A 23678-nucleotide genomic window follows, 5' to 3' on the forward strand; every position below is an offset into this window, starting at 1 on the left:
CCCGGGGCCTCCGACCCGGGGCCTCCGACCCGGGGCCTCCGACCCGGGGCCTCCGGCCCGGGGCTGAGGCCGCCGCTCAGTCCGCGCCCTCCGCCAGGTGCCCGGTGCGGTTCCAGTGGTCCGGCCGCAGCCGGCCGCCCTCGGCCCGCCAGACGCTGGTGGAGCAGTTGCGCACCGGCTCCAGCGCGGTCAGCTGCTCCTCGCCGAGCCGGTCCAGCGCGTAGCGGAGCATGAGCACCGTGCAGTCGTGCGCGACCAGCAGGACCGGCCGCCCGGCCTCCTCGGCGCAGATGTCGCGCAGCACGCTGCGCACCCGCAGCGCCACGTCGGCCCAGGACTCGCCGCCGGGCGGGCGGTAGTACAGCTCGCCCATCTTCCGCCGCCGGGCCGCCTCCGCGGGGTGCTCGGCCTCGATGGCGGCACTGGTCAGCATCTCCAGGACGCCGAGCTCGCGGTCGCGCAGCCGCTCGTCGAGGCGGACGGCGAGCGAGACCGGGACGGCGCCGAGGCCGGCGGCCTCGGCGAGCGCGATCCGGGCGGTCTCGGCGGTGCGCGCGTACGGCGAGCACCAGACGCTGCGCGGCCGGTCGGCGCTGGGCAGCTCGGCCCACCAGCGGCCGAGCGCCTGCGCCTGCCGCCGGCCGAGCGGGGAGAGCGGGATGTCCGCGTCCCGGCAGCTGATCGGCACGCTGAGCGCGCCGACCGCCTCGGCGCGCTGGAACTCGACGTTGGCGGTGGACTCGCCGTGGCGGGTGGCGATCAGGACGGAGGGGACGGCGGGCGCTCCGGTGGCCGCGGCGGCGCCGGCGGGCCGGTGCGGAGCGGCCGTCCGGTGCCGTCCGTCGGTGTGGTGCGGTCCGTTGAGGGTGGTGCCGAGGTCTGCCATTGCCGCCGCTCCCCGTGGGTCGATCAGTTGCCGGCCGGTTGTCGGTCCGGTCTGGTTGTGCCCTGAGTGTGGTGCTCCATTCGCGCGGCCGTTCATACATATGATCGCGCCGCCCCCTCCAGTGTTGACGGAGGAGACGGCGCGAACACAGGGCGCGCGCGTGGCGGATCAGTGCGCTGCCACGGGCTCCGGCGCGTTCTTCAGCTCCACGTCGCCGCTCTCGGCGTTGTAGTCGCCCGGCCGGGTCTCGTCCGGCCCGTCCGGCGCCTTGAGGGCGCGCAGCACCACGGTGAGCACCACCGCGACCAGCAGGTTGAGGGCGAACGCGGTGAGGCCGATGTAGCCGAACTCGCCGATGCCGGGGATCTCGGCCGCGTTCCCGCCGAAGTGCCTGGTCTTCGGGCTGGCGATCCCGTACGCCTGCCAGGTGCCGTAGACCATGCCGGCCGCCCAGCCGGCGAGCAGCGCCCAGTGGTGGAACCAGCGGGTGAACAGGCCGCCGACGATCGAGAGGAAGGTCTGCAGGATCCACAGGCCGCCGAGCAGCTGGAGGTTGATCGCCGCCTGCTTGTCCATGCCGAGCACGAAGACCAGCGCGCCGACCTTGACCAGCAGCGAGACCAGCTTGGCGACCCGGGTCTCGTCGGCCGGGGTGGCGGCGGGCTTCAGGAACTCCTTGTAGACGTTGCGGGTGAAGAGGTTCGCCGCCGCGATGGACATGATCGCGGCCGGCACCAGCGCGCCGATCCCGATCGCCGCGAAGGCGACCCCGGTGAACCAGTCGGGGAACATGTTCTCGAACAGCTGCGGCACCGACAGCTGGGTGTTGAAGGTCTTGTCGCCCTTGCCGACCCCGGCCGCGACCGCCATGAAGCCGAGCAGCGCCAGCAGGCCCAGCATCAGCGAGTACGCGGGCATGATCGCCATGTTCCGCCGCACCGTCTTGCGGGACTTGCTGGCCAGCACGCCGGTGACCGAGTGCGGGTACATGAACAGGGCCATCGCCGAGCCGAGCGCCAGCGTCGCGTACGTCCACTGCTTGTTCTCGGGCACGGTGAGCGAGCCGCCCGACTTGGGCGCGCTGAACTTCTCGCCGACGGTGTCGAAGATGTGGCCGTAGCCGCCGAGCCGGATCGGGATGTAGATCACCGCGACGATGATCACGATGTAGATCAGGGTGTCCTTGACGAAGGCGATCAGCGCCGGGGCGCGCAGCCCCGAGGAGTAGGTGTACGCGGCGAGCACGCCGAAGGCGATGAACAGCGGCAGGTCCTTGACGAACCAGTTGGCGTTCTCGCCGCCCCCGACGCCCAGCACGTCCAGCACCGCCTGGATGCCGACCAGCTGGAGCGCGATGTACGGCATGGTGGCGAGGATGCCGGTCAGCGCGATCATCAGCGACAGCGGCCGGGAGCCGTACCGCCCGCGCACGAAGTCGGCGGGCGTCACGTAGCCGTGCACCCGGGAGACCGACCAGAGCCGGGGGAGGAAGAGGAAGACCAGCGGGTAGGCGATGATCGTGTAGGGGACGGCGAAGAAGCCCGCCGCGCCGGTCGCGTAGACCGCGGCGGGGACGGCGACGAAGGTGTAGGCGGTGTAGAGGTCGCCGCCGAGCAGGAACCAGGTGATCCAGGTCCCGAAGCTGCGCCCGCCCAGGCCCCACTCGTCGAGGTGGAGCGCGTTGTCGGCGCGCCGCCACCGGGAGGCGAGGAAGCCCATCACGGTGACCAGCACGAAGAAGAGGACGAAGACCGTCAGCGCGGGCACGTTGACCCCGTTCATCGGACGTCACCCGCCTCTCCCGCGCGGGCGGCCCGGCGGGCCTTCTCGTCCCGGCTGATCAGCAGGTAGGCCGCGACGGTGAAGACGGCCGAGGCCGGCACCCAGAGCAGCTGGTACCAGTAGAAGAAGGGGACGCCGCCCGCCTCGGGGCCGAGCTTGTCGTACGAGCCCACCCAGAGCATCGCGACGATCGGCACCAGCAGGGCGAGCGCGGCCAGCACCCGTTCGGGGGTCACCGCCGGGAGGGTACGGCCCGGGGGGTCGTCTGGCTCGGGCATGACAGGTCGGTCGTGGTCAAGGTCGGACGACATCGTTCGGCTCCGCTCCGGAGGGTCTCACCTCGCCGGCGCCGCAGCCCCCGGGGAACCTGACATCCCCGTGAGCCCGCCGAGCAGCACCACTGGTGATCGGCAGTCAGTACGGATGCGGAATCTAGAGCATCGCGTGATCCATGTCACCGGGAACGGCGCAGATTCCCGCCATCCGGACGCCCCGCGCGCCCCGGGCACACCACGGGCCCCGGCGCGTGCGCCGGGGCCCGGAAGCGGTGGAGGGCTGGAAACCCGTACGCGCTACGGCTGTTCCGGCCGCTGGAGGCGGGTGATGAACTTGTACCGGTCGCCCCGGTAGATCGAGCGAACCCACTCGACCGGATCGCCCTCGGCGTCGAAGGAGTGCCGGGAGAGCTGGAGCATCGGCAGGCCGAGGTCGGAGCCGAGCAGCCCGGCCTCGCGCGGGTTGGCGAGGGTGGTCTCGATGGTCTCCTCGGCCTCGGCCACGGTCACCCCGTAGACCTCGCGCAGCGCCGTGTAGAGGGAGTTGTGCTTGGCCAGGTTGCGGCGCAGGGCCGGGAAGCGCTTGGCGGACAGGTGGGCCACCTCGATGGCCATCGGGTCGCCGTTGGCCAGTCGGAGGCGCTCGATCCGCAGCACCCGGCCGCCGGGCTTGATGTCCAGCAGCGGGGCCAGCCGGTCGTCGGCGGTGATGTAGCCGATCTCGATCAGCCGGGAGGTCGGCTCCAGGCCCTGGGCGCGCATGTCCTCGGTGTAGGAGGTCAGCTGGAGGGCCTGGGCCACCTTGGGCTTGGCGACGAAGGTGCCCTTGCCCTGGATGCGCTCCAGCCGCCCCTCGACGACGAGCTCCTGCAGGGCCTGGCGGACGGTGGTGCGCGAGGTGTCGAACTGGGCGGCCAGCGCCCGTTCGGGCGGTACCGGGGTGCCGGCGGGCTGGGTCTCGGTGAGCTGCAGCAGGTGGCGCTTGAGGCCGTAGTACTTCGGCACCCGGGCGGTCGGGTCCGCGCCGGCCTGGGCGGCGGGGCTCTTCACCTGGGGGTCGTTGACCTGGGCCGTGCTGCCCCCGTCGCTGCTCATCGGACCTGTCTCCCGCTTCTCGCGGGGCTCTTGGAAGGCCCCGCCACTTCATTAACGGCTCACATCGTTGCATGTATGGCTACGGAACGAATACCTCATCACGCGATGAACGATGTGCGGTGTCGGCTTGATAACGGGTGGTCCGGATCGGTCGAACAGCCGTTGACAGGCCCATTGGTCTAGGCCAAGCTCCAGGCATCTGGTCTACACCACTAGGCCGGTCACTATGAATCCCCCCACCCGTTCGCTGGAGTCCGCGGCACCATTCCTCCCACCTCGCGTGGGTATGCCGCTGCCACCCGACGGGGGTAACCAGGCATCCCTCAGGAGGATGGCGTGAAGCGTCAGCTCATCGCGGCGGTCGGCGTCGCGGCCATGGTTGTTGGTCTCGCGGCCTGTGGCTCGGACGCCAAGAAGGACGACACCGGCACCAACGGGTCGGGCTCCTCGTCCGCCGCGGCCGGCGGCAAGAAGGACTACAACGGCAAGACGCTCAAGGTGTGGCTGATGACCGGCTCGGCCCCCAAGGGCTGGGACACGGCGGTGAAGACCGAGTTCGAGTCCACCTACCCGGGCTCCAAGGTCGAGTTCCAGATCCAGGAGTGGACCGGCATCGGCCCCAAGGTCACCGCCGCGCTCTCCGAGGGCTCCGTCGACGTCCTGGAGGTCGGCAACACCCAGACGGCCGGCTACGCCGCGACCGGCGGTCTGCTGGACATCACCAAGGACAAGGCCGCCATCGGCGGTGCCGACTGGGCCGCCAACCAGAGCGAGTCCGCGATCCTGGACGGCAAGCAGTACGCCGCCCCGTGGTTCGTCACCAACCGCGTCGTCTCCTACAACAAGGACCTCTGGGCGAAGGCCGGCCTGACCGCCCCGAAGACCCTGGACGAGTTCTACGCCGCGCTCGACAAGCTCAAGACCACCGAGGGCGTCGCCGACCCGATCTACATGCCGGGCCAGGAGTGGTACGTCTACTTCGGCCTGCTCACCAGCGAGGGCGGCAAGCTGGCGAAGAAGGACGGCGACAAGTGGTCCGGCGGCCTGTCCTCCCCCGAGGCGCAGAAGGCCTTCGAGACCTACAAGAAGATCCAGAGCTACTCGACCACGGGCGCGAAGGACAAGGACGAGGCCAAGCCGCAGCAGAAGGACGTCTTCGGCAAGGGCGACGTCGGCTCGATCATCGGCCTCGGCTGGGAGCTCCCGGACGAGAAGGCCATGGCCAAGGACAAGATCGGCTTCTTCCCGCTCCCGGGCAAGACCGCCGACAAGCCCTCCGGCGTGTTCCTCGGCGGCTCGAACCTGGCCGTCGCCTCGGCCAGCAAGAACACCGAGATGGCCAAGGACTTCCTGAAGATCGCCCTCAACGACAAGAACGAGGGCGCGGTCGCCGCCTCGGGCCTCATCCCGAACAAGGCCACGCTGAACGACAAGGTCGTCGGTGACTTCGCCTCCGCCGCGAAGCCGGCCTCGGGCGTCGGCGGCATCACCCCGACCACCCCGAACTGGGCGAGCGTCGAGAACGACCCGAACCCGATCAAGGAGTTCCTGACCGCGGCCCTGACCGGCGACTACGCCGCTGCGGCCAAGAAGGCGGACGACGAGATCGCCAAGCGTCTCAACGCCAAGCAGTAGCAGTCGAGCGGCGTCGCTCACCGGCTCCCGGCGGGGAGCCGGTGGGCGGCGCCCGTCGGTCGTGGTCGGGTTGTCAGGAAGAGAGAACGATGGCTGTGCATTCGGAGCGGGTGCAGGCGCGGTCCCCGGAAACAGGGAAGGCCGCTGTGGCCACCAGGGAGACGAGCGCCGCCCGCGGTGGCCGCGCCGGCACCCCGAAGAAGAGCGCCAGACCGGCGGACGGCCCGGGCCTCGGCGCCCGGTTCGCGCCGTACCTGCTGCTCCTGCCGGCCACCGTGGCCACCCTGGGCCTGCTGGGCTGGCCGCTGCTGAAGACCGTCCTGGTCTCGTTCCAGAACCTGAACGCGCGCCAGCTCGTCCAGCACCTGACCGAGTGGAACGGCTTCGAGAACTACACCGAGCAGCTGTCCGACCCGCAGTTCTGGTCGGTCACCGGCCGGTCGGTGGCCTTCACCGCGCTGAACGTCTTCCTGATCATGGTCGGCGGCGCGCTGGTCGGTCTGCTGCTCAACCGGCTCGGCAAGAAGATGCGGCTGCTGCTGTCGATCGGCCTGCTGCTCGCCTGGGCGATGCCGGTGGTCGCCTCGACGACCGTCTACACCTGGCTGTTCGAGACCAGGTTCGGTGTCGTCAACTGGGTCCTGGACGCCCTGGGCTGGCACTCGATGGCCGCCTACAACTGGACCGGCACCCAGTACTCGACGTTCTTCGTGATCCTCCTGCTGCTGGTCTGGGGCTCGATCCCGTTCGTGGCGTTCAACATGTACGCCGCGCTGACCACCATCCCCAAGGAGCTCTACGAGGCCGCCCGGATGGACGGCGCCGGATCGGTGAAGATCTTCACCGCGGTGATGTTCCCCAACCTCAAGCCGTTCTTCCTGGCCACGACCTTCCTCGAGGTCATCTGGATCTTCAAGGCCTTCACCCAGATCTACGCGATCAAGGCCGGCGGTCCCGACGGGCTCACCCGCACCCTGCCGATCCACGCCTTCCTGGAGGGCTCCGGCCGCCAGCACTACGGCACCGGTGCCGCGATCGCGGTGCTCACCATCCTGATCCTGGGCGTCCTGATGGCGTACTACTTCCGGATCATTCTCAAGCAGGAGGACGAGCTGTGAGGCGCTCGCTCATCGGACGCACCTGGCCCAACGTCGTCGCGGTCGTCCTCTTCGTCTTCTTCGTGTTCCCCGTCTACTGGATGATCAGCACGGCGTTCAAGCCGACGAAGGACATCGTCAGCAAGACGCCGGTGTTCGTGCCGCTCGACGCGACCCTGGAGCACTTCAAGACCGCGGTCAGCGTGCCGAAGTTCTGGACGTACACCGCCAACAGCGTCATCGTCACCGTCCTCGCGGTGGCCATCTCGCTGGTGATCGCCACGCTGGCGGCCTTCGCCGTCGCCCGGATGCGGTTCCGCGGGCGCAAGGCCTTCGTCCTGGTGATCATGGCCGCGCAGATGGCGCCCTGGGAGGTCATGACCATCGCGGTCTACCTGATCTCCCGCGACAACGAGATGCTGAACAGCCTCGTCCCGCTCACCGCCTTCTACATGATGATGGTGCTGCCCTTCACGATCTGGACGCTCCGCGGCTTCATCGCCGCCGTGCCGAAGGAACTGGAGGAGTCGGCCATGGTGGACGGCTGCACCCGCACCCAGGCCTTCGTGAAGGTGATCTTCCCGCTGCTGGCGCCGGGCCTGATGTCCACCTCGCTGTTCGGCTTCATCACGGCCTGGAACGAGTTCCCGCTCGTCCTGATCATCAACAAGACCGACGGCCAGACCCTGCCGCTGTGGCTGTCCTCCTTCCAGACCGCCTTCGGCAACGACTGGGGCGCCACCATGGCGGCGTCGACGCTGTTCGCCCTCCCGGTGCTGATCCTGTTCGTCTTCCTGCAGCGCAAGGCGGTCGGTGGCCTCACCGACGGCGCCGTGAAGGGCTGATCCCGTGAGCATCCTCGTCCCCACCCTCCCGGCCTCCGACCAACTGCACCGCGACGCGCTGACCGTCCTCCAGCCCGGCTTCGTCGGCACCGAGCCGCCGGAGTGGCTGCGCCGGCACCTCGCGGCCGGCCTCGGCTCGGTCGCGCTGTTCGACCGCAACGTGGCCGACCTCGGCCAGCTCGCCGCCCTCACCGCCGCGCTGCGGGCCGAGAACCCCGACCTGCTGATCGCCATCGACGAGGAGTCCGGCGACGTCACCCGGCTGGAGGCCGGCTCCGGCTCGTCCTGGCCGGGCAACCTCGCCCTCGGCGCGATCGACGACCCGGCGCTGACCCGCGACGTCGCCCGCGAACTGGGCCGCGCGCTGGCCGCGGCCGGCGTGAACTACAACTGGGCGCCCACCGCCGACGTCAACTCCAACCCGCGCAACCCGGTGATCGGCGTCCGCTCCTTCGGCGCCGACCCGGAGCTGTGCGCCCGGCACACCGCCGCCTGGGTCGAGGGCCTGCAGTCGGCCGGCGTCGCGGCCTGCTCCAAGCACTTCCCCGGCCACGGCGACACCGCCGTCGACTCGCACCACGGCCTGCCGGTCATCGACGTCGACCTGGACGTGCTGCGCGCCCGCGACCTGGTGCCGTTCCAGGCCGCCATCGCCGCCGGGACCAAGGCCGTGATGACGGCCCACATCATGATCCCGGCGCTCGACCCGAAGCTGCCCGCCACGCTCAGCCCCACGGTCCTGCGCGACCTGCTGCGCGCGGCCCCGCGGGACGGCGGCCTGGGCTACCAGGGCCTGATCGTCAGCGACGCGATCGAGATGGGCGCCATCGCCGACACCTTCGGCATGGGCGAGGGCACCGTGCTGGCCCTGGCGGCCGGCGCGGACGCGATCTGCGTGGGCGGCGGACTGGCCGACGAGGCCACCGTGCTGATGCTGCGCGACGCCATCGTGGCGGGCGTGCGGTCCGGCCGGCTCCCGGAGGAGCGGCTCGCCGACGCGGCCGCCCGGGTGCGCGCGCTGGGCAGCTGGGGCCGGATCGCGGCCCAGGGCGAGCGGCCGGAGGCGGACCTCGCGGTCGGCCTGCGGGCGGCCCGCCGGGCGCTGCGGGTGGTCCGCGCGCCGGGCCGGGAGGTCCTGCCGGTGACCGAGCGCCCCTTCGTGGCCTCGTTCTCCGCCGAGCCGAACATCGCCGTCGGCGACGTCACCCCGTGGGGCGTGGCCGGCATGCTGGCCGACCGCTTCCCGGGCACCCGGACCCGCGAGGTCGGCCCGGAGGCCGCCGCGCCGCAGGCGCTGGACGCGGTGGTGGCCGAGGTGCTGGCCGCGGCCGCGGACCGCCGCCTGGTGCTGGTGGTCCGGGACGCGCACCGGCACGAGTGGATGGCGGCCGCGCTGGCCCGCCTGGTGGCGGCCCGGCCGGACGCCGCGGTGGTCGAGATGGGCCTGCCGCAGTCCGGTCCGGTCGGCGCGCTGCACATCGCCACCCACGGCGCCGCCCGGGTCTGCGGGCTGGCCGCCGTCGAGGTGCTCACCGGGCAGCCGGGCGCGATCGGCTGAGGCCTCGCCGGATCGTGACACCGGGCGCCGGCACGCTGCCGGCGGGCACAGGCTCCCCAACACCTCGGAGGATGGCGTGGCAAAGCGTCGGTTCATGGCGGCGGTCGGCATCACGGCGCTGACCGCAGGGCTGACGGCGGGGCTGACGGCGTGCTCGTCGGGCGGCCCGGACTCCGGCGACGCCAGGGCCGCCTCGGCGGACCCGAGGTCCGCCACCGGCACCGTCACGGTCTGGCTGATGGACGACGCCCTGAAGAGCTGGCCCGACCTCGTGCAGCGGGTCAACGACGAGTTCGCCGCCAAGTACCCGAAGGTCACCCTGAAGCTCGCCTACCAGGGCTGGGCCGAGAAGGTCGGCAAGCTCGACCGGGCGCTCGCCGACGGCTCCGCCCCGGACGTGGTCGAACTCGGCAACACCGAGACCATGAAGTACGTGCTCTCCGGCGCGCTGGCGCCGGTCGAGCGGAACACCTTCGACAACGCCGACAGCTGGATCAGGGCGCTCGCCAACACCTGCACCTACCAGGACAAGCTCTGGTGCGTGCCCTACTACGCGGGCGCCCGGGTCGCCGTCTACAACGCGGCGGCCTTCCAGCAGGCGACCGGCAGCGCCGACTTCCCGAAGACCGAGGACGAGCTGCGCACGGCGCTGGACCGGATCGCCGACCGGAACAAGGCCGACCGGACCTTCTCCCCGCTCCACCTGCCCGGCCCGTACTGGTACGCCGCGATGAGCTACGTCTCCGCGTACGGCGGCGCCATCGCCCGCTTCGACAGCGCCGGCACCTGGCACGGCACCCTGAGCGACCCCAAGTCCCAGCAGGGCATCGGCCACTTCGTCGACCTGGTGCGCAAGTACAACAGGGGCGACCTGACGGTCAACGAGCAGAACCAGTACGAGGCGATGGCCCGCGGCCACGCGGCGTCCTTCTACGGCAACGGCTACGAGGCGGCGAGCGTCACCGCGCCGGTCACCGGCGACCCGAGCCTCAAGGACGCGGTCAAGGTGGCCACCATGCCCGGCCCCGGCGGCAAGCCGCTGCCGACCTTCATCGGCGGCTCGGCCCTCGCCGTCACCGCGAAGTCCCCCGCCGCGGCCCTGGCCACCGACTGGGTCCGGATGTTCACCAGCACCAAGTCCGAGCAGGCGCTGGCCGACAAGGACATCCTGCCGAACAACCTCACCCAGCTGAACCCGCTGAAGAACAAGCCCGCCACCGCCGCCGCGGCCAACGCGGTGCCGGACGCCTGGTTCACCCCGCCGGCCCCCGGCTGGGGCCTGGTGGAGAAGCAGAAGGTCCTGCCGGACATGCTGACCGCGATCCTCAAGGGCAAGTCGGTGGACCAGGCCGCCAAGGAGGCGGACGCCGCCATCGACCAGCTCATCAACAAGGCCGGCTGAGCCGCCGCCCCGTCCTCGGATGTGCCGCACCCGGTCGGCCCCCGTAGGATTACCGGAGCACATGCATCGCAGCGAGTGTGCGGACTCGCCGCCGTAGAGGTCCCCGCCGGGCATTCCCGCCCGGGCGGGGTGGAACCATCTCATCGGAGGCACCCCCAAGATGTCCGACACGCAGACCGTCCCTGGCCGGATCATGGCGGCGGAGATGGCCGAGCAGCCGGCCGTCCTGCAGCGCATCCTCGACGAGGGCGCTCCCAAGATCTTCGCGATCGCCGCGCAGATCGCGGCCCGCGAGCCGCGCTTCGTCCTGCTGACCGCGCGCGGCACGTCGGACAACGCGGCGCTGTACGCCAAGTACCTGATCGAGATCCTGTTGGGCAAGCCGGCCGGCCTGACCTCGATGTCCACCACCACCGCGTACGGTGCCAAGCCGGACCTCACCGACGTCCTGGTGATCACCGTCAGCCAGTCGGGCGGCTCGCCCGACCTGGTCGCCTCCACCAAGGCGGCCCGCGAGGCCGGGGCCATCACCCTGGCCGTCACCAACAACGCCGGTTCGCCGCTGGCCGAGGTCTCCGAGTTCCACATCGACGTGCTGGCCGGCCCGGAGAAGGCGCTGCCCGCCACCAAGACCTACACCGCCGAGCTGCTCGCGCTCTACCTGCTGATCGAGGGCCTGCGCGGCGGCGACGGCTCGGCCGCCAAGGCCCTGCCGGAGCTGGCCGCCGGGATCCTGGCCCGCCAGGACGAGGTCAAGGCGCTGGCCGAGCGCTACCGCTTCGCCCAGCGCCTGGTGATCACCTCGCGCGGCTACGGCTACCCGACCGCCCGCGAGGCGGCGCTGAAGCTGATGGAGACCACCTACATCCCGGCCTCCCCGTTCTCCGGCGCCGACCTGCTGCACGGCCCGCTGGCCATGGTCGACAACGTCTCCCCGGTCATCGCGATCGTGCCGGACGGCAAGGGCGGCGAGGCCCTGCAGCCGGTGCTGGACCGCCTCCGCGGCCGTGGCGCGGACCTGGTCGTGGTCGGCCAGCGGGAGCAGGTCGAGACCGCCTCGGCGGGCTTCGCGCTGCCGGCGGGCGTGCCCGAGGAGGTCCAGCCGATCCTGGAGATCCTGCCGCTGCAGCTGCTGGCCTACGAGGTCACCATCGCCCGCGGCCAGGACCCGGACGCCCCCCGCGCCCTCGCCAAGGTCACCGAGACCCACTGACCCAACGACCGAGCCCCCGTCCACAGCCTGTGGACGGGGGCTCGGTGTTTTCCAGACCTGTAGAAGGGCCGGAAAAGCACTACGGGCCACGGCGCCGACGGGACCCTCAACCCTCCCTCCTTGCCCGCCAACGGGCAGGAGGGGCCCATGGCACCGCAGCCCGGAGCTGTCGTCGGGCGGTCTCGTCGGGCCGGGCCGCAAAAAAGCACTACGGGCCACGGCGCCGACGGGACCCTCAACCCGTGCGGCACCGTAGCCCGGAGCTGTCGTCGGGCGCCGTGTGTGACCGAGAACTGTGCGGGGTCCTCGCTCGGCGGCGTCCGACCGAGAAGGGGCCGCGCGCGGTCAGGGCAGTTGCGCGGGGTCCTCTTCTTGGTGCTCTTTCATTGTGGACTAGACCAATCTGGGTTGTCCAGGCCGGCCGGAAAATTGGTCTGGACAACTTGGGGAGGGGTGCGCGGCGCGCGCCGGCCGAGGTGCGCCCGCCCCGTCCGCGCGCCCCTGGAGCTACGCTCGCCCTGTGCCCTCGTTGAACGAACTCGTCCGCCGCCACACCACCCTGACCGGTGCCGATGTGGAGTGGCTGCACATGCTGGTCTCGGAGTGGCAGCTGCTCTCCGACCTGTCCTTCGCCGACCTCGTCCTGTGGATCCCCACCTGGGACGGCATCCGGTACGTCTCGGTCGCCCAGATGAGACCCAACACCGGCCCCACCTCGTACCACGACGACATGGTCGGCCACCTCGTCCCGCGCGGCCGCCGCCCGCTGCTGGACGCCGCCTACGACGAGGGCCGGATCGTGCGCGAGGGCGATCCGGAGTGGCGGGAGGAGGTGCCGGTCCGGGTCGAGTCCATTCCGGTGCGGCGCGAGGGCAAGGTGCTCGGCGTGATCGCCCGCAACACCAACCTGCTGACCGTCCGCACCCCCAGCCGGCTGGAGCTCACCTATCTGCAGAGCGCCTCCGACCTGGCCCAGATGATCGCCGCCGGCACCTTCCCGTACCCGGGGGTCGAGCAGACCGACATGGACGCCGCGCCCCGGGTCGGCGACGGCCTGATCCGGCTCGACGCGGACGGCATCGTCACTTACGCCAGCCCCAACGCGCTCTCCGCCTACCACCGCCTCGGCCTCACCACCGACCTGGTCGGCAGCCACCTCGGCCGCGCCACCGCCGAGCTCGTCCCGCCCTCCCGGGCCGCCGTGCACGAGGCGCTGGTGAAACTGGCCAGCGGCTGGGCGCCCCGGCAGACCGAAGTCGAGGCCCAGGGCGGGGTGGTGACCGTGCGGGCCATCCCGCTCAAGCCGAAGGGCACGCTCACCGGTTCGCTGGTGCTCTGCCGCGACGTCACCGAGCTGCGCCGCCGGGACCGCGAGCTGATGACCAAGGACGCCACCATCCGGGAGATCCACCACCGGGTGAAGAACAACCTGCAGACCGTCGCCGCGCTGCTGCGGCTGCAGTCCCGCCGGATGGAGTCGGACGCCGGCCGCGCCGCCCTGGACGAGGCGGTCCGCCGGGTCGGCTCGATCGCGATCGTGCACGAGACGCTCTCCCAGGCGCTGGACGAGCAGGTGGCCTTCGACGAGATCGCCGACCGGGTGCTGGCCATGGTGATGGAGCTGTCCCAGGACGGCCGGGTGGCGACCCGCCGCAGCGGCAGCTTCGGCATCCTCTCCGCCGAGGTGGCCACCCCGCTGTCGATGGTGCTCACCGAGGTGTTGCAGAACGCGCTGGAGCACGCCTTCGGCCCGAGCGCCTCCGGCAATCTGGAGGTCAGCGCGCTGCGCGGCCGGGCGCCGGCCACCGGCATGGGGTGGTCGGACAGTTGGAACGGCGGGGCGCGGCCGGAGGAGTACCTGCTGATCACCGTGCAGGACGACGGCAAGGGCATGCCGGAGGGCTTCGACCCGCAGCAGTCGGGGAACCTCGGGCTGCAGATCGTCCGGACGCTGGCCACCGGTGAGCTGGGCGGGACCTTCGACATGGTGGCCGGCCCGAACGGCGGGACCAAGGTGATCCTGGAGATCCCGGTGCGCTGAGCTCCGTCAGGGTGCTCCGCCGCGATGGGACGGGATGCCTCGCGGCGCATCGGGGTGCGCGGGGAGCGTGCGGCGGGCGTGAGCGCCTGCGGCACGCTCCTTCACCACCGGTTCACGGCGTGAAGACAGAAACGAGGCCCTGTCGACCGGGGGGGGTGGGTCGACAGGGCCTCTCAACCCGTTCCGGCCGTCGGGGGGAGTCGGCCGGAACGGGGGCTCTGGGTAGTGCGACACCTACCGGTGCATTGCACACGGTGAGCGCCACAGCTCCACAATATTGCTCTCAGTGAGCAGTATCAAGTGGCTGAGCGGGTGAGTGTCGCGGGACCTCGTGGAGCAAGGCCCTTTGTACGGAAGGCTTCACCAGGAGGTGCAGGGGAAGCCTGTGATCATGTGTTGATCGGTTCAGCGTTACCGCTGGTACTACGGCGTGTGATCAGGCGGTGCGGGCGCGGTTGCGGGCGGCGCGGCGCTTCATGGCACGACGCTCGTCCTCGCTCATGCCGCCCCAGACGCCGGCGTCCTGGCCGGTCTCAAGGGCCCACTGGAGGCACTGCTCCATGACCGGACAGCGGCGGCACACGGCCTTGGCTTCCTCGATCTGCAGCAGAGCAGGACCGGTGTTCCCGATCGGGAAGAACAGCTCCGGGTCCTCTTCGCGGCAGACAGCGCGGTGGCGCCAGTCCATGGTCGTCCAACTCCTCCTGCCGACGGGTGACCCGCGCGGCACATCGATAGTCCTTGTGAATGTGAACGCTTTCACGAATCCCGCGACAGCAAAAGAGACCAAAGGCCCATGAGGCCCGGAAGGTCTGTGCTGAGGAGGGATTCGGCGATTCGAGGGACACCTCGCGGTCGGCACCCGACAGGTTCTGCGGTAGCCGTCGCTGCGATGTGTCCCGATCGCCATGTAGAGGTTCGCAAACCTCGGGCTCGGATACAACCCCCTTCAGGGAGGAATTTTTGATTCTTCGGTGTCGCCTAGCTCACAGCCAGTACTTCTATGGAGTGAAGGGGGCTTGTGCGTTCGAGAAGAAGGGTGAAGGCCCCTTCTAGTCACACAATCACACGCAGTGCCCGCCGTACGCCTGTGAAACTGACGCGACTCCTGGATCCAAGGTGGTCCCCGTCGACCTGGAACGGGACCGGTTCCTGTGAAACCAAGGTGAAGTGTCGGACGTCGTGATAGGAGACGACATGCTTCCCGGAGGGACCGGGCGGCGGGGTGCCGTCGGTCGAAGGCCCGTGCGACCGCAGGATCTGACGGACCGTTCGAGCGGTGCCGAACGCCGTCATCCGGGTGATGCCGAAGACATCGAGGTCCGCGTCGAAGGAGGCGAGTGGCGAGGGGTAGACCGGGCGGTTGCCCAGGAAGGTCCACGGAGAGGTGTTGCTGACTATCGCCAGCACCATGCCCGGCGCCGGCTCGCTGCCCGCCAGTTCCAGCGAGACCGGGCCTGATCTGCGCTGCTCACGCTGGGTGATGAAGTGGCGCAGGGCCTGCGTGACATAGAGCGCGTGCGTGGACTTGCGCCCCGCCCGGCGCTGCTCCTCGACCCGGCCCACCACCCCGGCGTCGAACCCCAGCCCCGCGGTGAAGGTGAACCAGCGGTCCGGCAGCCCCTCGGTCATCGCCTTGCCCAGCCCGATCGGGCGCTCCCGCCGGCTCTCCAGGGCGTTCAGCAGCGCGCCGGTCGCCTCCACCGGGTCGTTCGGCAGCCCCAGCGCGCGGGCGAACACATTGGTCGAACCGCCCGGGACCACGGCCAGCCGGGGGACCTTCTCACCCGGGCCGTGCGAGAGCAGCCCGTTGACCGTCTCGTTGACCGTGCCGTCGCCGCCCAGCGCCACCACCAGGTCGACCGCGCCGTCCTCCGCCGCCTCGCGGGCCAGGTCGCGCGCGTGGCCGCGGTACTCGGTCTGCGCCACTTCCAGCTTGAGGTCGCTGCGCAGGGCGTGGATCAGGACGTCCCTGGTCCGACCGCTGGTGGTGGTCGCTTTCGGGTTGACGACCAGGAGAGCGCGCATGTGCTCAGCCTACGGGTCGGTACGGACCAAGCGGCGGCTACCCTGCTGGAGTGACCGCAGAATCCTCCGCACCCGTACCCGCGCCCGGTGCCGGCCGCCCGACCGCCCTCACCGTGGGCGCCGCCATCACCGCCGTCGCGGGCGCCGCGCTGGCCGTCGTCGGCGTCTGGGACATGGTCGCCGCGCTGTCCGGCCAGTCCAAGCAGCTCGCCCTGAACGAGTTCGGCGGCCTGGTGATCGTGCTGCTCGGCGTGCTGCCGGTACTGGCCGCCCGGGCGCTGCTCAAGGGCCGCCGCTGGGGCCGCAGCCCGGCCGTGCTGACCAACTCGCTCTGCCTGCCGGTGGCCTACTACATGTGGCAGAGCGGCGGGGCGATGGCCGCCGTCGCGGTGGGCGTCGGCCTGCTCGGCCTGGCCGGCATCTGCGCGCTGCTCAGCCCGAAGGCGACGGCGGCCCTCTACGCTCCGCACGAGGGCTGAGCGCAGAGGGCCGCCGTCTGCCGGGGTCCGGCACGGGCCCGACGGCCGCCGCTGAGCGGCCGTCAGTCCTAGTCGGTCCTACTCCTCCACCAGGAGCTTCTCCCGCAGCTGGGCGAGCGTCCGGGCGAGCAGCCGGGAGACGTGCATCTGCGAGATGCCCACCTCGGCGGCGATCTGCGACTGGGTCATGTTCCGGAAGAACCGCAGCACCAGGATCTTCTGCTCCCGGGGCGGCAGTTGGGCGAGCAGCGGCTTGAGCGACTCGCGGTACTCGACGCCCTCCAGCGCCTCGTCGGTGGCGCCCAGGGTGTCCGCGACGGCCGGCGACTCGTCGTCGCTGTCCGGCACGTCCAGCGAGAGCGTGGAGTACGCGTTGGCGGACTCCAGTCCCTCCAGGACGTCCTCCTCGGAGATCCCCAGGTGCTCGGCGAGCTCGTGCACCGTGGGGGAGCGGCCGTGCCGCTGGGAGAGCTCGCTGGTCGCCGTGGTCAGCGACAGCCGCAGCTCCTGGAGCCGGCGCGGTACCCGGACCGCCCAGCCCTTGTCGCGGAAGTGCCGCTTGATCTCGCCGACGATGGTCGGCGTCGCGTAGGTGGAGAACTCGACCCCGCGCTCGTGGTCGAAGCGGTCCACCGACTTGATCAGCCCGATGGTGGCGACCTGGGTCAGGTCGTCCAGCGGCTCGCCTCGGTTGCGGAACCGCCGGGCCAGGTGCTCGACCAGCGGGATGTGCATGCGCACCAGCTGGTTGCGCAGCTCGACGCGCTCCGGGGAGCCGTCGGGCAGCGCGGACAGCCGGACGAACAGCGCCCGGGCCGCTTCGCGGTCCGGTGCGCCGCTGCGCTGCGGGCCCTGGGCGGGGACCGCGGCGCGCACCCCGGGCGCCGCCCGGTCGGCGACCCCGTCGCCCGCGTCGGTGTCCGGGTCGCCGTCCGGTCCGTCGTCCGGGAGGCCGGCCTCCGGGAGGTCCGCGGCCGAGGGCGCGGGCGTGGGCGACTGATCGGGCGACGACTCGGGCGTCGGCTCGGTCGGCTGGCTCATCCGGTGGGCGTCCTTCGGGTGCGCTTCGTCGTTGGCGGCGAGGCCGGGAACGCTCGCCTGGGTCGGTACGGCAGGGCCCGCCGTCGCGAGGCCGGTACGGTCCAGATCACTCACGGCCATTCCCCCGTTCCGTTCCGGGAGCACCGGGACCGCCGGTCCCGGTTCGTCTCGATGGTCGTACCGCCGGGTGGGGGCGGTACCGGGAGCCGTCCGCCCGGCCGGTGCCGGGCGGACGACCCTTGTCAGGTGCTGCTGCCGCGCTGCCGCGGCGGACCTAGTGGGCGGCGGAGCCGCCGCGCTTCTTGTGCAGGCTGATCGACACGGTGTTGTCCTCGGCCACCGAGGACTCCACCTCGCCGGCCAGCGCGGACAGCACGGTCCAGGCGAAGGTGTCCCGCTCGGGCGCCCGGCCGTCGGTGGTGGGCGCCGAGACGATCACCTTCAGGGAGTCGCCGACCAGTCGGAACTCGCAGGAGAGGACCGAGCCGGGGACGGCCTGCTGGAGGAGGATGGCGCAGGCCTCGTCGACCGCGATCCGCAGGTCCTCGATCTCGTCCAGGGTGAAGTCCAGCCGGGCCGCGAGGCCCGCCGTGGCTGTACGCAGGACCGAGAGGTAGGCCCCGGCCGCGGGCAGCCGGACCTCCACGAAGTCCTGGACTCCGGGCTCGCCGTCGATCTGGGACACCCTCACCTCCTGGGTGACGCGCTGTGCTTCCGGGCCGGTGGCCGCGGCACTGTCTGTTGCTTGGCTCAACTGCTTCGCCCCAACTGTCCAGAGGGGTGGTGCGGTACGTACCGGTCATACCCCTCGGGGGGCGACCGGACGCCGCCGTCCGTGCGAGACGTTACCGCGTTCGCGCCCCGGTGCGGGAGTCACTCATGGTAAGGCATCGCGACGCAGGGTGGCAGTGGTCGGACGAGGTCTCCGCACGCCCGTCGCGCGCGCCCCGCGCGCCGGTTCAGCGGGTGCCGGCGGCGGTGAGCGCGTCCCCGGTCAGGCGGTAGACGGTCCACTCGTCCATCGGCACGGCGCCGAGCGCCTTGTAGAAGTCGATCGAGGGCTGGTTCCAGTCGAGGACCGACCACTCGACCCGGGAGTAGCCGCGGTCGACGGCGATCCGGGCCAGTTCCAGCAGCAGCGCCTTGCCGTGGCCGCCGCCGCGGACCTCCGGGCGGACGTAGAGGTCCTCCAGGTAGATCCCGTGGGTGCCCCGCCAGGTCGAGAAGTTGAGGAACCAGAGGGCGAAGCCGACCGGCTCGCCGGTGGCGTCGTCCTCGGCGATCAGGCCGTACACGGCCGGGTGATCGCCGAACAGCGCGGTACGCAGTTGCTCCTCGGTGGCGACCGCCTCGTGGGCGGCCTTCTCGTACTCCGCGAGTTCGCGGATCATGCGGTGGATGACGGGGACGTCGGCGGGAACGGCGGTGCGGATCATGTGACGAGCCTACTGCGGGGGTTCGGTCTCGTCCCAGGCCTGGACGGAGGTCTGGTCGACGATCCGCCCGTCCCGCAGCTCGGCGGTCGAGCTGACCAGCACCCGGATCCCGTCGGGGTAGCGGCAGGACTCCAGGAAGGCCAGGCGGTCCGCCTGGAGCACCACCTGTTCCAGGGTGTGGGTCGTCTCGCGGCCGTAGAGGTCGTCCAGCATCGCGCCGATCTCGTCCCGGCCGTGCATCACCAGGGGGTGGCTGGGCTGGGTCTTGCGGTCGACCACGCGCACTTCGGCGTCGTCCGCGTAGAGCGCCAGCAGCGCCCGGGCGTCGGCGTGCTCGATCCCCGCGCGCAGGGCCCGGACGTCGAAGGCGGACGGTGCGGCCATGGTGGTCATGTTCTCGCTCCTCCGGTCGGTTCCGTCGGCTCGTACTCCGAGCGTACGCCGGTCGGGACCGGCCGGAGGGCGGGTCGGCAGCACGCGGCTCAGCGGGCCGGGACGGTCCGCAGGTACTCCGCCAGGGCGGTGACCGCGGCCGGGTTGCGCGGGCTCTCCACCAGGTCGACGTAGTCCAGCACGAAGATCCGGTTGTTGCGGACGGCCGAGACGCCGGCCAGCGGCGGGAAGGACAGCAGGAACTTCCGCTTGGCCTCGGCGTCGGGGGTGCCGTAGTTGTTGATCACGATCACCTCGGGGTCGCGCTCGACCACGCTCTCCCAGCCCACGGTGGTCCAGGAGTCGGCGATGTCGCCCATGATGTTCCGGCCGCCAGCCTTGGTGATGATCTCCTCCGGGGCGGCGAACCGGCCGGAGGTGAACGGCTTGTCCTCGCCGCTATCGTAGAGGAAGACGCCCGGTCGGTACGCGGGCTCGGGGACGGCGGCGATCTTCGCCTTGAAGTCGGCGATCAGCCGGTCGGCCCGGTCCCGGACGTCGAAGATCTCGCCCAGGTTGGCGAGGTCGGTGTACAGCGCGTTCAGCGGGGACATCACCCCGCGCTCCGGGCCCTTGCCGCTGTGGCAGGACTCGGTGAGCACGTAGGAGGCGATGCCCAGGCCGGAGAGGGTCTGCGGGGTGAAGCCGCTGCTCTCGTCGAAGCCGTAGTGCCAGCCGGCGAACACCAGGTCGGCCCTGGCCTCCAGGGCGATCTCCTTGGTGATCTGCCGCTTGGAGAGCCACGGGGTCCGCTGGTAGGCGTCCTTCCACGGGACCTTGTCGACCTGGCCCTTGTCGTCCGGCATCACGTAGCCGGCCATCCGGTCCTCCAGGCCGAGCGCGAACATCAGCTCGGTGATGCCGACGTCGTTGGTGACCGCGCGGGCCGGCTTCTCCCGGAAGGTCACCGGGGCGCCGCAGTTCTCGACGGTCACCGGGTAGTGGGCGGAGGCGGTGGCGGCGTCGCCGCGCGGGGCGATCTCGGCCCCGCAGCCGGTGAGCGCGAGGGCGAGCAGGGTGGCGGCGGCAACGGCCTTGGTACGCATGGGAGATCCTCGGGGCGGTGGTCGGCGGGTCGTTCGGGGGCGGGGCGGGGGCGGTCCGGGTGAGCGGGGCGGGTGAGCGGGCCGGCTACGGCAGGCGGTCGAACAGCAGCTGGGCGGCGCCGGTGACCGGGTGCTGCACGGGCGTCGCACGGACCCGGAACACCTCCGCCAGCAGCGCCGGTGCGAGCACCTCGGCGGGTGGCCCGGAGGCGACGATCCGGCCGCCGGCGACCACGTACAGCAGATCGCAGTGCCCGGCGGCCAGATTGAGGTCGTGCAGCGCGGTCAGCACCGTCGGCCCGGCCTCCCGGACCAGCGCCAGCACCTCCAACTGGTGCGCGATGTCCAGGTGGTTGGTGGGCTCGTCCAGCACCAGCACCCGGGGCTCCTGGACCAGCGCGCGGGCGATCAGCACCCGCTGCTTCTCACCGCCGGACAGACTCGGGAAGCTCCGCTCGGCCAGGTGCGCGGCGCCGACCCGGCGCAGCGCCGCGGCGCAGTGCTCCCCGTCCGCGGCGGACGGGCCGGCCAGGGCGCCGCGCCGGTGCGGCAGCCGGCCCATGCCGACCACCTCGGCCACGGTGAAGTCGAACTCGGCGGAGTGCTCCTGCGGCAGGGCTGCGATCCGCCGGGCGGCCTCGCGCGGGGCGAGCCCGTGCAACTCCTCGCCGCCCAGCAGGACGGCCCCGGCGGCGGGCTTCAGCGCCCGGTAGACGCAGCGCAGCAGGGTGGACTTGCCGCTGCCGTTCGGGCCCACCAGGCCGACCACCCGGCCGGCGGCGGCGGTCAGCGTGACGTCGTGGACCAGGCGGACGCCGGCCAGGTCGACCGAGACCCGGTCGACGGCGAGGTCCAGGGCCCCGGAGGCGGTGGTGCTCACCGGCCACCTCCGAAGGCGTAGCCGCGACGGCGCATCAGCAGCAGGAAGCAGGGCACCCCGAGGGCCGCGGTGACCACGCCGACCGGCAGTTCGGCGGGCGCCAGCAGGGTGCGGGAGACGATGTCCACCCAGACCAGCAGCAGCGCCCCGACGAGCGGCGCGACCAGCAGCACCCGGCGGTGGCCGGCGCCGACCAGCATCCGCACCAGGTGGGGGACCATCAGGCCGACGAAGCCGATCGCCCCGCTGACCGCGACCACGGTGCCGATGACGGCCGCGGTGACCACGAAGAGCTCGCGGCGCAGCCGGTCCGGGTCCACGCCGAGCGAGGCGGCCGTCTCGTCGCCCATCGCCAGCGCGTCCAGGCGTCCGGCGGCGCAGGCCAGGTAGCCCAGGCCGGCCAGCACGGTGACGGCGGCGATCGGCACCGAGCCCCAGGTGGCCCCGCCGAGGCTGCCGAGCAGCCACATCATGGCGGAGCGGGCGGCCTCGCCGCGGGCGGCGGCGAAGACCATCAGGGCGGTCACCGCGGAGAAGCCGTAGGACATCGCGGTGCCGGTGAGCACCAGGCGCAGCGGGGTGAGCCCGTGGGCGGTACGGGCCGTCAGGTAGACCAGCACCATGGCGAGCAGGGCCGCGGCGAAGGCGGAGACGGAGAGCGCCCAGACGCCGAGCGAGGCGAAGGCGCCCAGCATCAGTACGGCGTTGGCGCCGACCGAGGCGCCGGAGGAGATGCCGAGCACGAAGGGGTCGGCGAGCGCGTTGCGGACCATCGCCTGGACGGCGACCCCGGTGGCGGCGAGTCCGGCGCCGACGACGGCGGCCAGGACGGCGCGCGGCAGCCGGATCTCCCAGACGATGGCGTAGGCCGCGGCCTCCTCGGCCGCCAGCCGGCCACCCGTCAGTCCGGCGGCCAGCAGCCGCAGGACCTGCCCGAGGCCGAGCCCGGAGGAGCCCACCGCGACGGCGCAGACCAGTGAGCCGAGCAGGGCCGCGGCGAGTCCGGCGGCGAGGGGGACGGCGGCCGTCCGGCGCGGGCCCGGTGGGGCGGCGGTGGCGGGTGCGGTCGCGGTGCTGCTGCTCACGGGGCGCGCCTTGCCTCGGGCCGGGTACGGCGCGGGGCGGCGCGGCCCGGGCAGGGGTGTGCCGGGGCGCCATCCCCTCGCAGTCCGCGGCGAGTTGTCGGGAGGTCGGCGCCCCCGGGCGATCGGGCTCACGGCCGCGGGGGCCGTTTACCGTTGCGGGTCAGCGCCGGATTCGCACCGGCTTTCCCCGTGGGACGCCCTGGCAGCATAACAAGCGCCTTTCGGCCCTGGCCCTTACCGGTCGGCATCGGATCGGCAAACAACCGGCACCGGCCGGCACCGGGCCGCGAACGCGCGACCGCCCCCGTCCGGATCCGGACGGGGGCGGTCGAAGGGCGACTGAGCGGGGATCAGCCCTGCTTGGTCTCCCAGAAGATCTTGTCAACCTCGGCGATGAGGTCGAGCAGCGCCTGGCCGGTGGCCGGGTCGGTGGACGCCTTGGCGGCCGAGGCGGCCTTCAGGGTGTCGTTGATGAGCTGGTGCAGCTGCGGGTACTTCTCGAAGTGCGGGGCCTTGAAGTAGTCGCTCCACAGCACCGAGATGTGGTGCTTGACGGCCTCGGCGCGCTGCTCCTTGATGATGACGGCGCGGGCGCGGAAGTGCGCGTCCTCGTTGGCCTGGTACTTCTCCTGGGTGGCCTTCACCGACTCGGCCTCGATCCGGGCCTGGGCCGGGTCGTAGACACCGCAGGGCAGGTCGCAGTGGGCGTGGGCGGTGGCGCGCGGTGCAAACAGGCGAGAGAACATGGAAGTCCTTCCTTAGATCGTCTTCCCGCGCCCGAGATTACCCCCCGTGCCCTGCGGTTTCCCGATCGGGCGGCGGGCCTAGGGCAAAAGGCGGAGCAGGAACCGGGTGAATCCGGACATCGGCGGGCCCGGTCCGGTGCGGCAGACTGGTCTGCGACAAGCGGGAGGCGGCGGTAGCCGGACGGGACACGGCGGACGCGAGCCGGGAGGAGGAGCCGTGGGACGGAGCACGGAACCGGAGGACGGCGCGCCGGGCGGCGGTGCGCCGTTCGGGCTGATCGACGTGGCGGGGGACTCCATGGTGCCGACGCTGCGCGACGGGGACCAACTGCTGGTCCGCTACGGCGCGCGGATCCGGCCCGGCGCGGTGGTGGTGTTCCGCCACCCGTTCCAGCAGAACCTGCTGGTGGTCAAGCGCGCCGACGGCCGCCGACCCAAGGGCTGGTGGCTGCTCTCCGACAACCGGCCGGTCGACAGCGACAGCCGCAGCTACGGCGCGGTCCCGGACGAGCTGGTGCTCGGCCGGGTGCTGCTGCGGCTGCGCCCGCGCCCGGCCTGGCTGGCCCCCGGCCGGCGGCTGGAGCGGCTGCTGCTCGGCACCCCGCTGGCCCGGATCCCCGGGCTCGCCCGCCGCCTCGGCGTCTGGGTCCGCCCCGAGGAACTGCCGATCTCCTAG

The 23678-nt window shown here is 71.8% G+C and carries 23 protein-coding genes; 9 read left to right on the forward strand and 14 right to left on the reverse strand.

Translation table 11 applies throughout. The annotated features are described in order from the left end of the window. Positions 1-76: 76 nt before the first annotated feature. The 4 genes from ACFP3U_RS05855 to ACFP3U_RS05870 form a co-directional block, all read right to left on the reverse strand. Positions 77-886 (reverse strand): histidine phosphatase family protein, encoded by an 810-nt coding sequence (locus ACFP3U_RS05855; protein ID WP_380224115.1) that lies wholly within the window; start codon positions 884-886, stop codon positions 77-79. A gap of 168 nt (positions 887-1054) precedes the next feature. Beyond that, on the reverse strand, positions 1055-2668 hold the full coding sequence (gene mctP, locus ACFP3U_RS05860; protein ID WP_380224116.1) for a monocarboxylate uptake permease MctP: 1614 nt from the start codon (positions 2666-2668) through the stop codon (positions 1055-1057). After that, on the reverse strand, positions 2665-2904 hold the full coding sequence (locus ACFP3U_RS05865; protein WP_380224117.1) for a DUF3311 domain-containing protein: 240 nt from the start codon (positions 2902-2904) through the stop codon (positions 2665-2667). Before ACFP3U_RS05865 ends, mctP begins: the two co-directional genes overlap by 4 nt. A 336-nt stretch (positions 2905-3240) precedes the next feature. Beyond that, the gene (locus tag ACFP3U_RS05870; RefSeq protein WP_380224118.1) at positions 3241-4038 is read right to left on the reverse strand and encodes a GntR family transcriptional regulator; all 798 of its coding nucleotides are present in this window, start codon (positions 4036-4038) and stop codon (positions 3241-3243) included. A gap of 336 nt (positions 4039-4374) precedes the next feature. Here ACFP3U_RS05870 and ACFP3U_RS05875 point away from each other — a divergent pair, with 336 nt between their 5' ends. The 7 genes from ACFP3U_RS05875 (at position 4375) to ACFP3U_RS05905 (ending at position 13829) form a co-directional block, all read left to right on the forward strand. Next, the gene (locus tag ACFP3U_RS05875) at positions 4375-5673 is read left to right on the forward strand and encodes an extracellular solute-binding protein (protein ID WP_380224119.1); all 1299 of its coding nucleotides are present in this window, start codon (positions 4375-4377) and stop codon (positions 5671-5673) included. Positions 5674-5762: 89 nt separating this feature from the next. After that, a complete protein-coding gene (locus tag ACFP3U_RS05880) occupies positions 5763-6791 on the forward strand; it encodes a carbohydrate ABC transporter permease (RefSeq protein ID WP_380224120.1) in 1029 nt (342 codons plus the stop codon). Further along, positions 6788-7615: a carbohydrate ABC transporter permease gene (locus ACFP3U_RS05885; protein ID WP_380224121.1), complete on the forward strand. Its 828-nt coding sequence runs from the start codon at positions 6788-6790 to the stop codon at positions 7613-7615. The genes ACFP3U_RS05880 and ACFP3U_RS05885 overlap by 4 nt, the downstream gene beginning before the upstream one ends. 4 nt (positions 7616-7619) lie before the next feature. After that, the gene (locus ACFP3U_RS05890) at positions 7620-9173 is read left to right on the forward strand and encodes a glycoside hydrolase family 3 protein (protein WP_380224122.1); all 1554 of its coding nucleotides are present in this window, start codon (positions 7620-7622) and stop codon (positions 9171-9173) included. Positions 9174-9267: 94 nt separating this feature from the next. After that, entirely contained in the window at positions 9268-10575 is a 1308-nt protein-coding gene (locus ACFP3U_RS05895; RefSeq protein WP_380224161.1) for an extracellular solute-binding protein, read from the forward strand. A 160-nt stretch (positions 10576-10735) separates the two neighbouring features. After that, a complete protein-coding gene (locus ACFP3U_RS05900; protein ID WP_380224123.1) occupies positions 10736-11788 on the forward strand; it encodes an SIS domain-containing protein in 1053 nt (350 codons plus the stop codon). A gap of 529 nt (positions 11789-12317) precedes the next feature. Beyond that, a complete protein-coding gene (locus ACFP3U_RS05905) occupies positions 12318-13829 on the forward strand; it encodes a sensor histidine kinase (protein ID WP_380224162.1) in 1512 nt (503 codons plus the stop codon). Positions 13830-14265: 436 nt separating this feature from the next. Here the strand turns inward: ACFP3U_RS05905 and ACFP3U_RS05910 are convergent, their stop codons facing one another. Together ACFP3U_RS05910 and ACFP3U_RS05915 are read right to left on the reverse strand one after the other, a co-directional pair. Beyond that, a complete protein-coding gene (locus ACFP3U_RS05910; RefSeq protein ID WP_014138019.1) occupies positions 14266-14517 on the reverse strand; it encodes a WhiB family transcriptional regulator in 252 nt (83 codons plus the stop codon). Positions 14518-14885: 368 nt separating this feature from the next. After that, positions 14886-15857, reverse strand: coding sequence for a diacylglycerol/lipid kinase family protein (locus ACFP3U_RS05915; RefSeq protein ID WP_380224124.1), 972 nt, complete (start codon positions 15855-15857; stop codon positions 14886-14888). A gap of 50 nt (positions 15858-15907) precedes the next feature. Here ACFP3U_RS05915 and ACFP3U_RS05920 point away from each other — a divergent pair, with 50 nt between their 5' ends. Continuing rightward, positions 15908-16336, forward strand: coding sequence for a hypothetical protein (locus ACFP3U_RS05920; RefSeq protein WP_380224125.1), 429 nt, complete (start codon positions 15908-15910; stop codon positions 16334-16336). A 78-nt stretch (positions 16337-16414) separates the two neighbouring features. On the opposite strand, the gene ACFP3U_RS05925 is transcribed toward ACFP3U_RS05920, so the two are convergent. The 8 genes from ACFP3U_RS05925 to sodN form a co-directional block, all read right to left on the reverse strand. After that, a complete protein-coding gene (locus tag ACFP3U_RS05925) occupies positions 16415-17497 on the reverse strand; it encodes an RNA polymerase sigma factor SigF (RefSeq protein ID WP_380224126.1) in 1083 nt (360 codons plus the stop codon). Between the two features lie 154 nt (positions 17498-17651). Continuing rightward, positions 17652-18062: an ATP-binding protein gene (locus tag ACFP3U_RS05930; RefSeq protein ID WP_093860582.1), complete on the reverse strand. Its 411-nt coding sequence runs from the start codon at positions 18060-18062 to the stop codon at positions 17652-17654. A 274-nt stretch (positions 18063-18336) separates the two neighbouring features. Further along, positions 18337-18813 (reverse strand): GNAT family N-acetyltransferase, encoded by a 477-nt coding sequence (locus tag ACFP3U_RS05935; protein ID WP_380224127.1) that lies wholly within the window; start codon positions 18811-18813, stop codon positions 18337-18339. Between the two features lie 9 nt (positions 18814-18822). Continuing rightward, complete coding sequence (locus tag ACFP3U_RS05940) at positions 18823-19206, reverse strand: nuclear transport factor 2 family protein (RefSeq protein WP_380224128.1); 384 nt, start codon at positions 19204-19206, stop codon at positions 18823-18825. A gap of 89 nt (positions 19207-19295) precedes the next feature. Then, positions 19296-20291: an ABC transporter substrate-binding protein gene (locus tag ACFP3U_RS05945; RefSeq protein ID WP_380224129.1), complete on the reverse strand. Its 996-nt coding sequence runs from the start codon at positions 20289-20291 to the stop codon at positions 19296-19298. 85 nt (positions 20292-20376) lie between these two features. After that, positions 20377-21147, reverse strand: coding sequence for an ABC transporter ATP-binding protein (locus ACFP3U_RS05950; protein WP_380224163.1), 771 nt, complete (start codon positions 21145-21147; stop codon positions 20377-20379). A gap of 20 nt (positions 21148-21167) precedes the next feature. Then, the gene (locus ACFP3U_RS05955; RefSeq protein WP_380224130.1) at positions 21168-22256 is read right to left on the reverse strand and encodes a FecCD family ABC transporter permease; all 1089 of its coding nucleotides are present in this window, start codon (positions 22254-22256) and stop codon (positions 21168-21170) included. Positions 22257-22606: 350 nt separating this feature from the next. Beyond that, entirely contained in the window at positions 22607-23002 is a 396-nt protein-coding gene (sodN, locus tag ACFP3U_RS05960; protein WP_030392857.1) for a superoxide dismutase, Ni, read from the reverse strand. Positions 23003-23219: 217 nt separating this feature from the next. Here sodN and sodX point away from each other — a divergent pair, with 217 nt between their 5' ends. After that, the gene (gene sodX / locus ACFP3U_RS05965) at positions 23220-23678 is read left to right on the forward strand and encodes a nickel-type superoxide dismutase maturation protease (RefSeq protein ID WP_380224131.1); all 459 of its coding nucleotides are present in this window, start codon (positions 23220-23222) and stop codon (positions 23676-23678) included.

It is taken from the genome of Kitasatospora misakiensis, assembly GCF_042656005.1.
In the GTDB taxonomy this organism is placed as follows: Bacteria; Actinomycetota; Actinomycetes; order Streptomycetales; family Streptomycetaceae; genus Kitasatospora; species Kitasatospora misakiensis.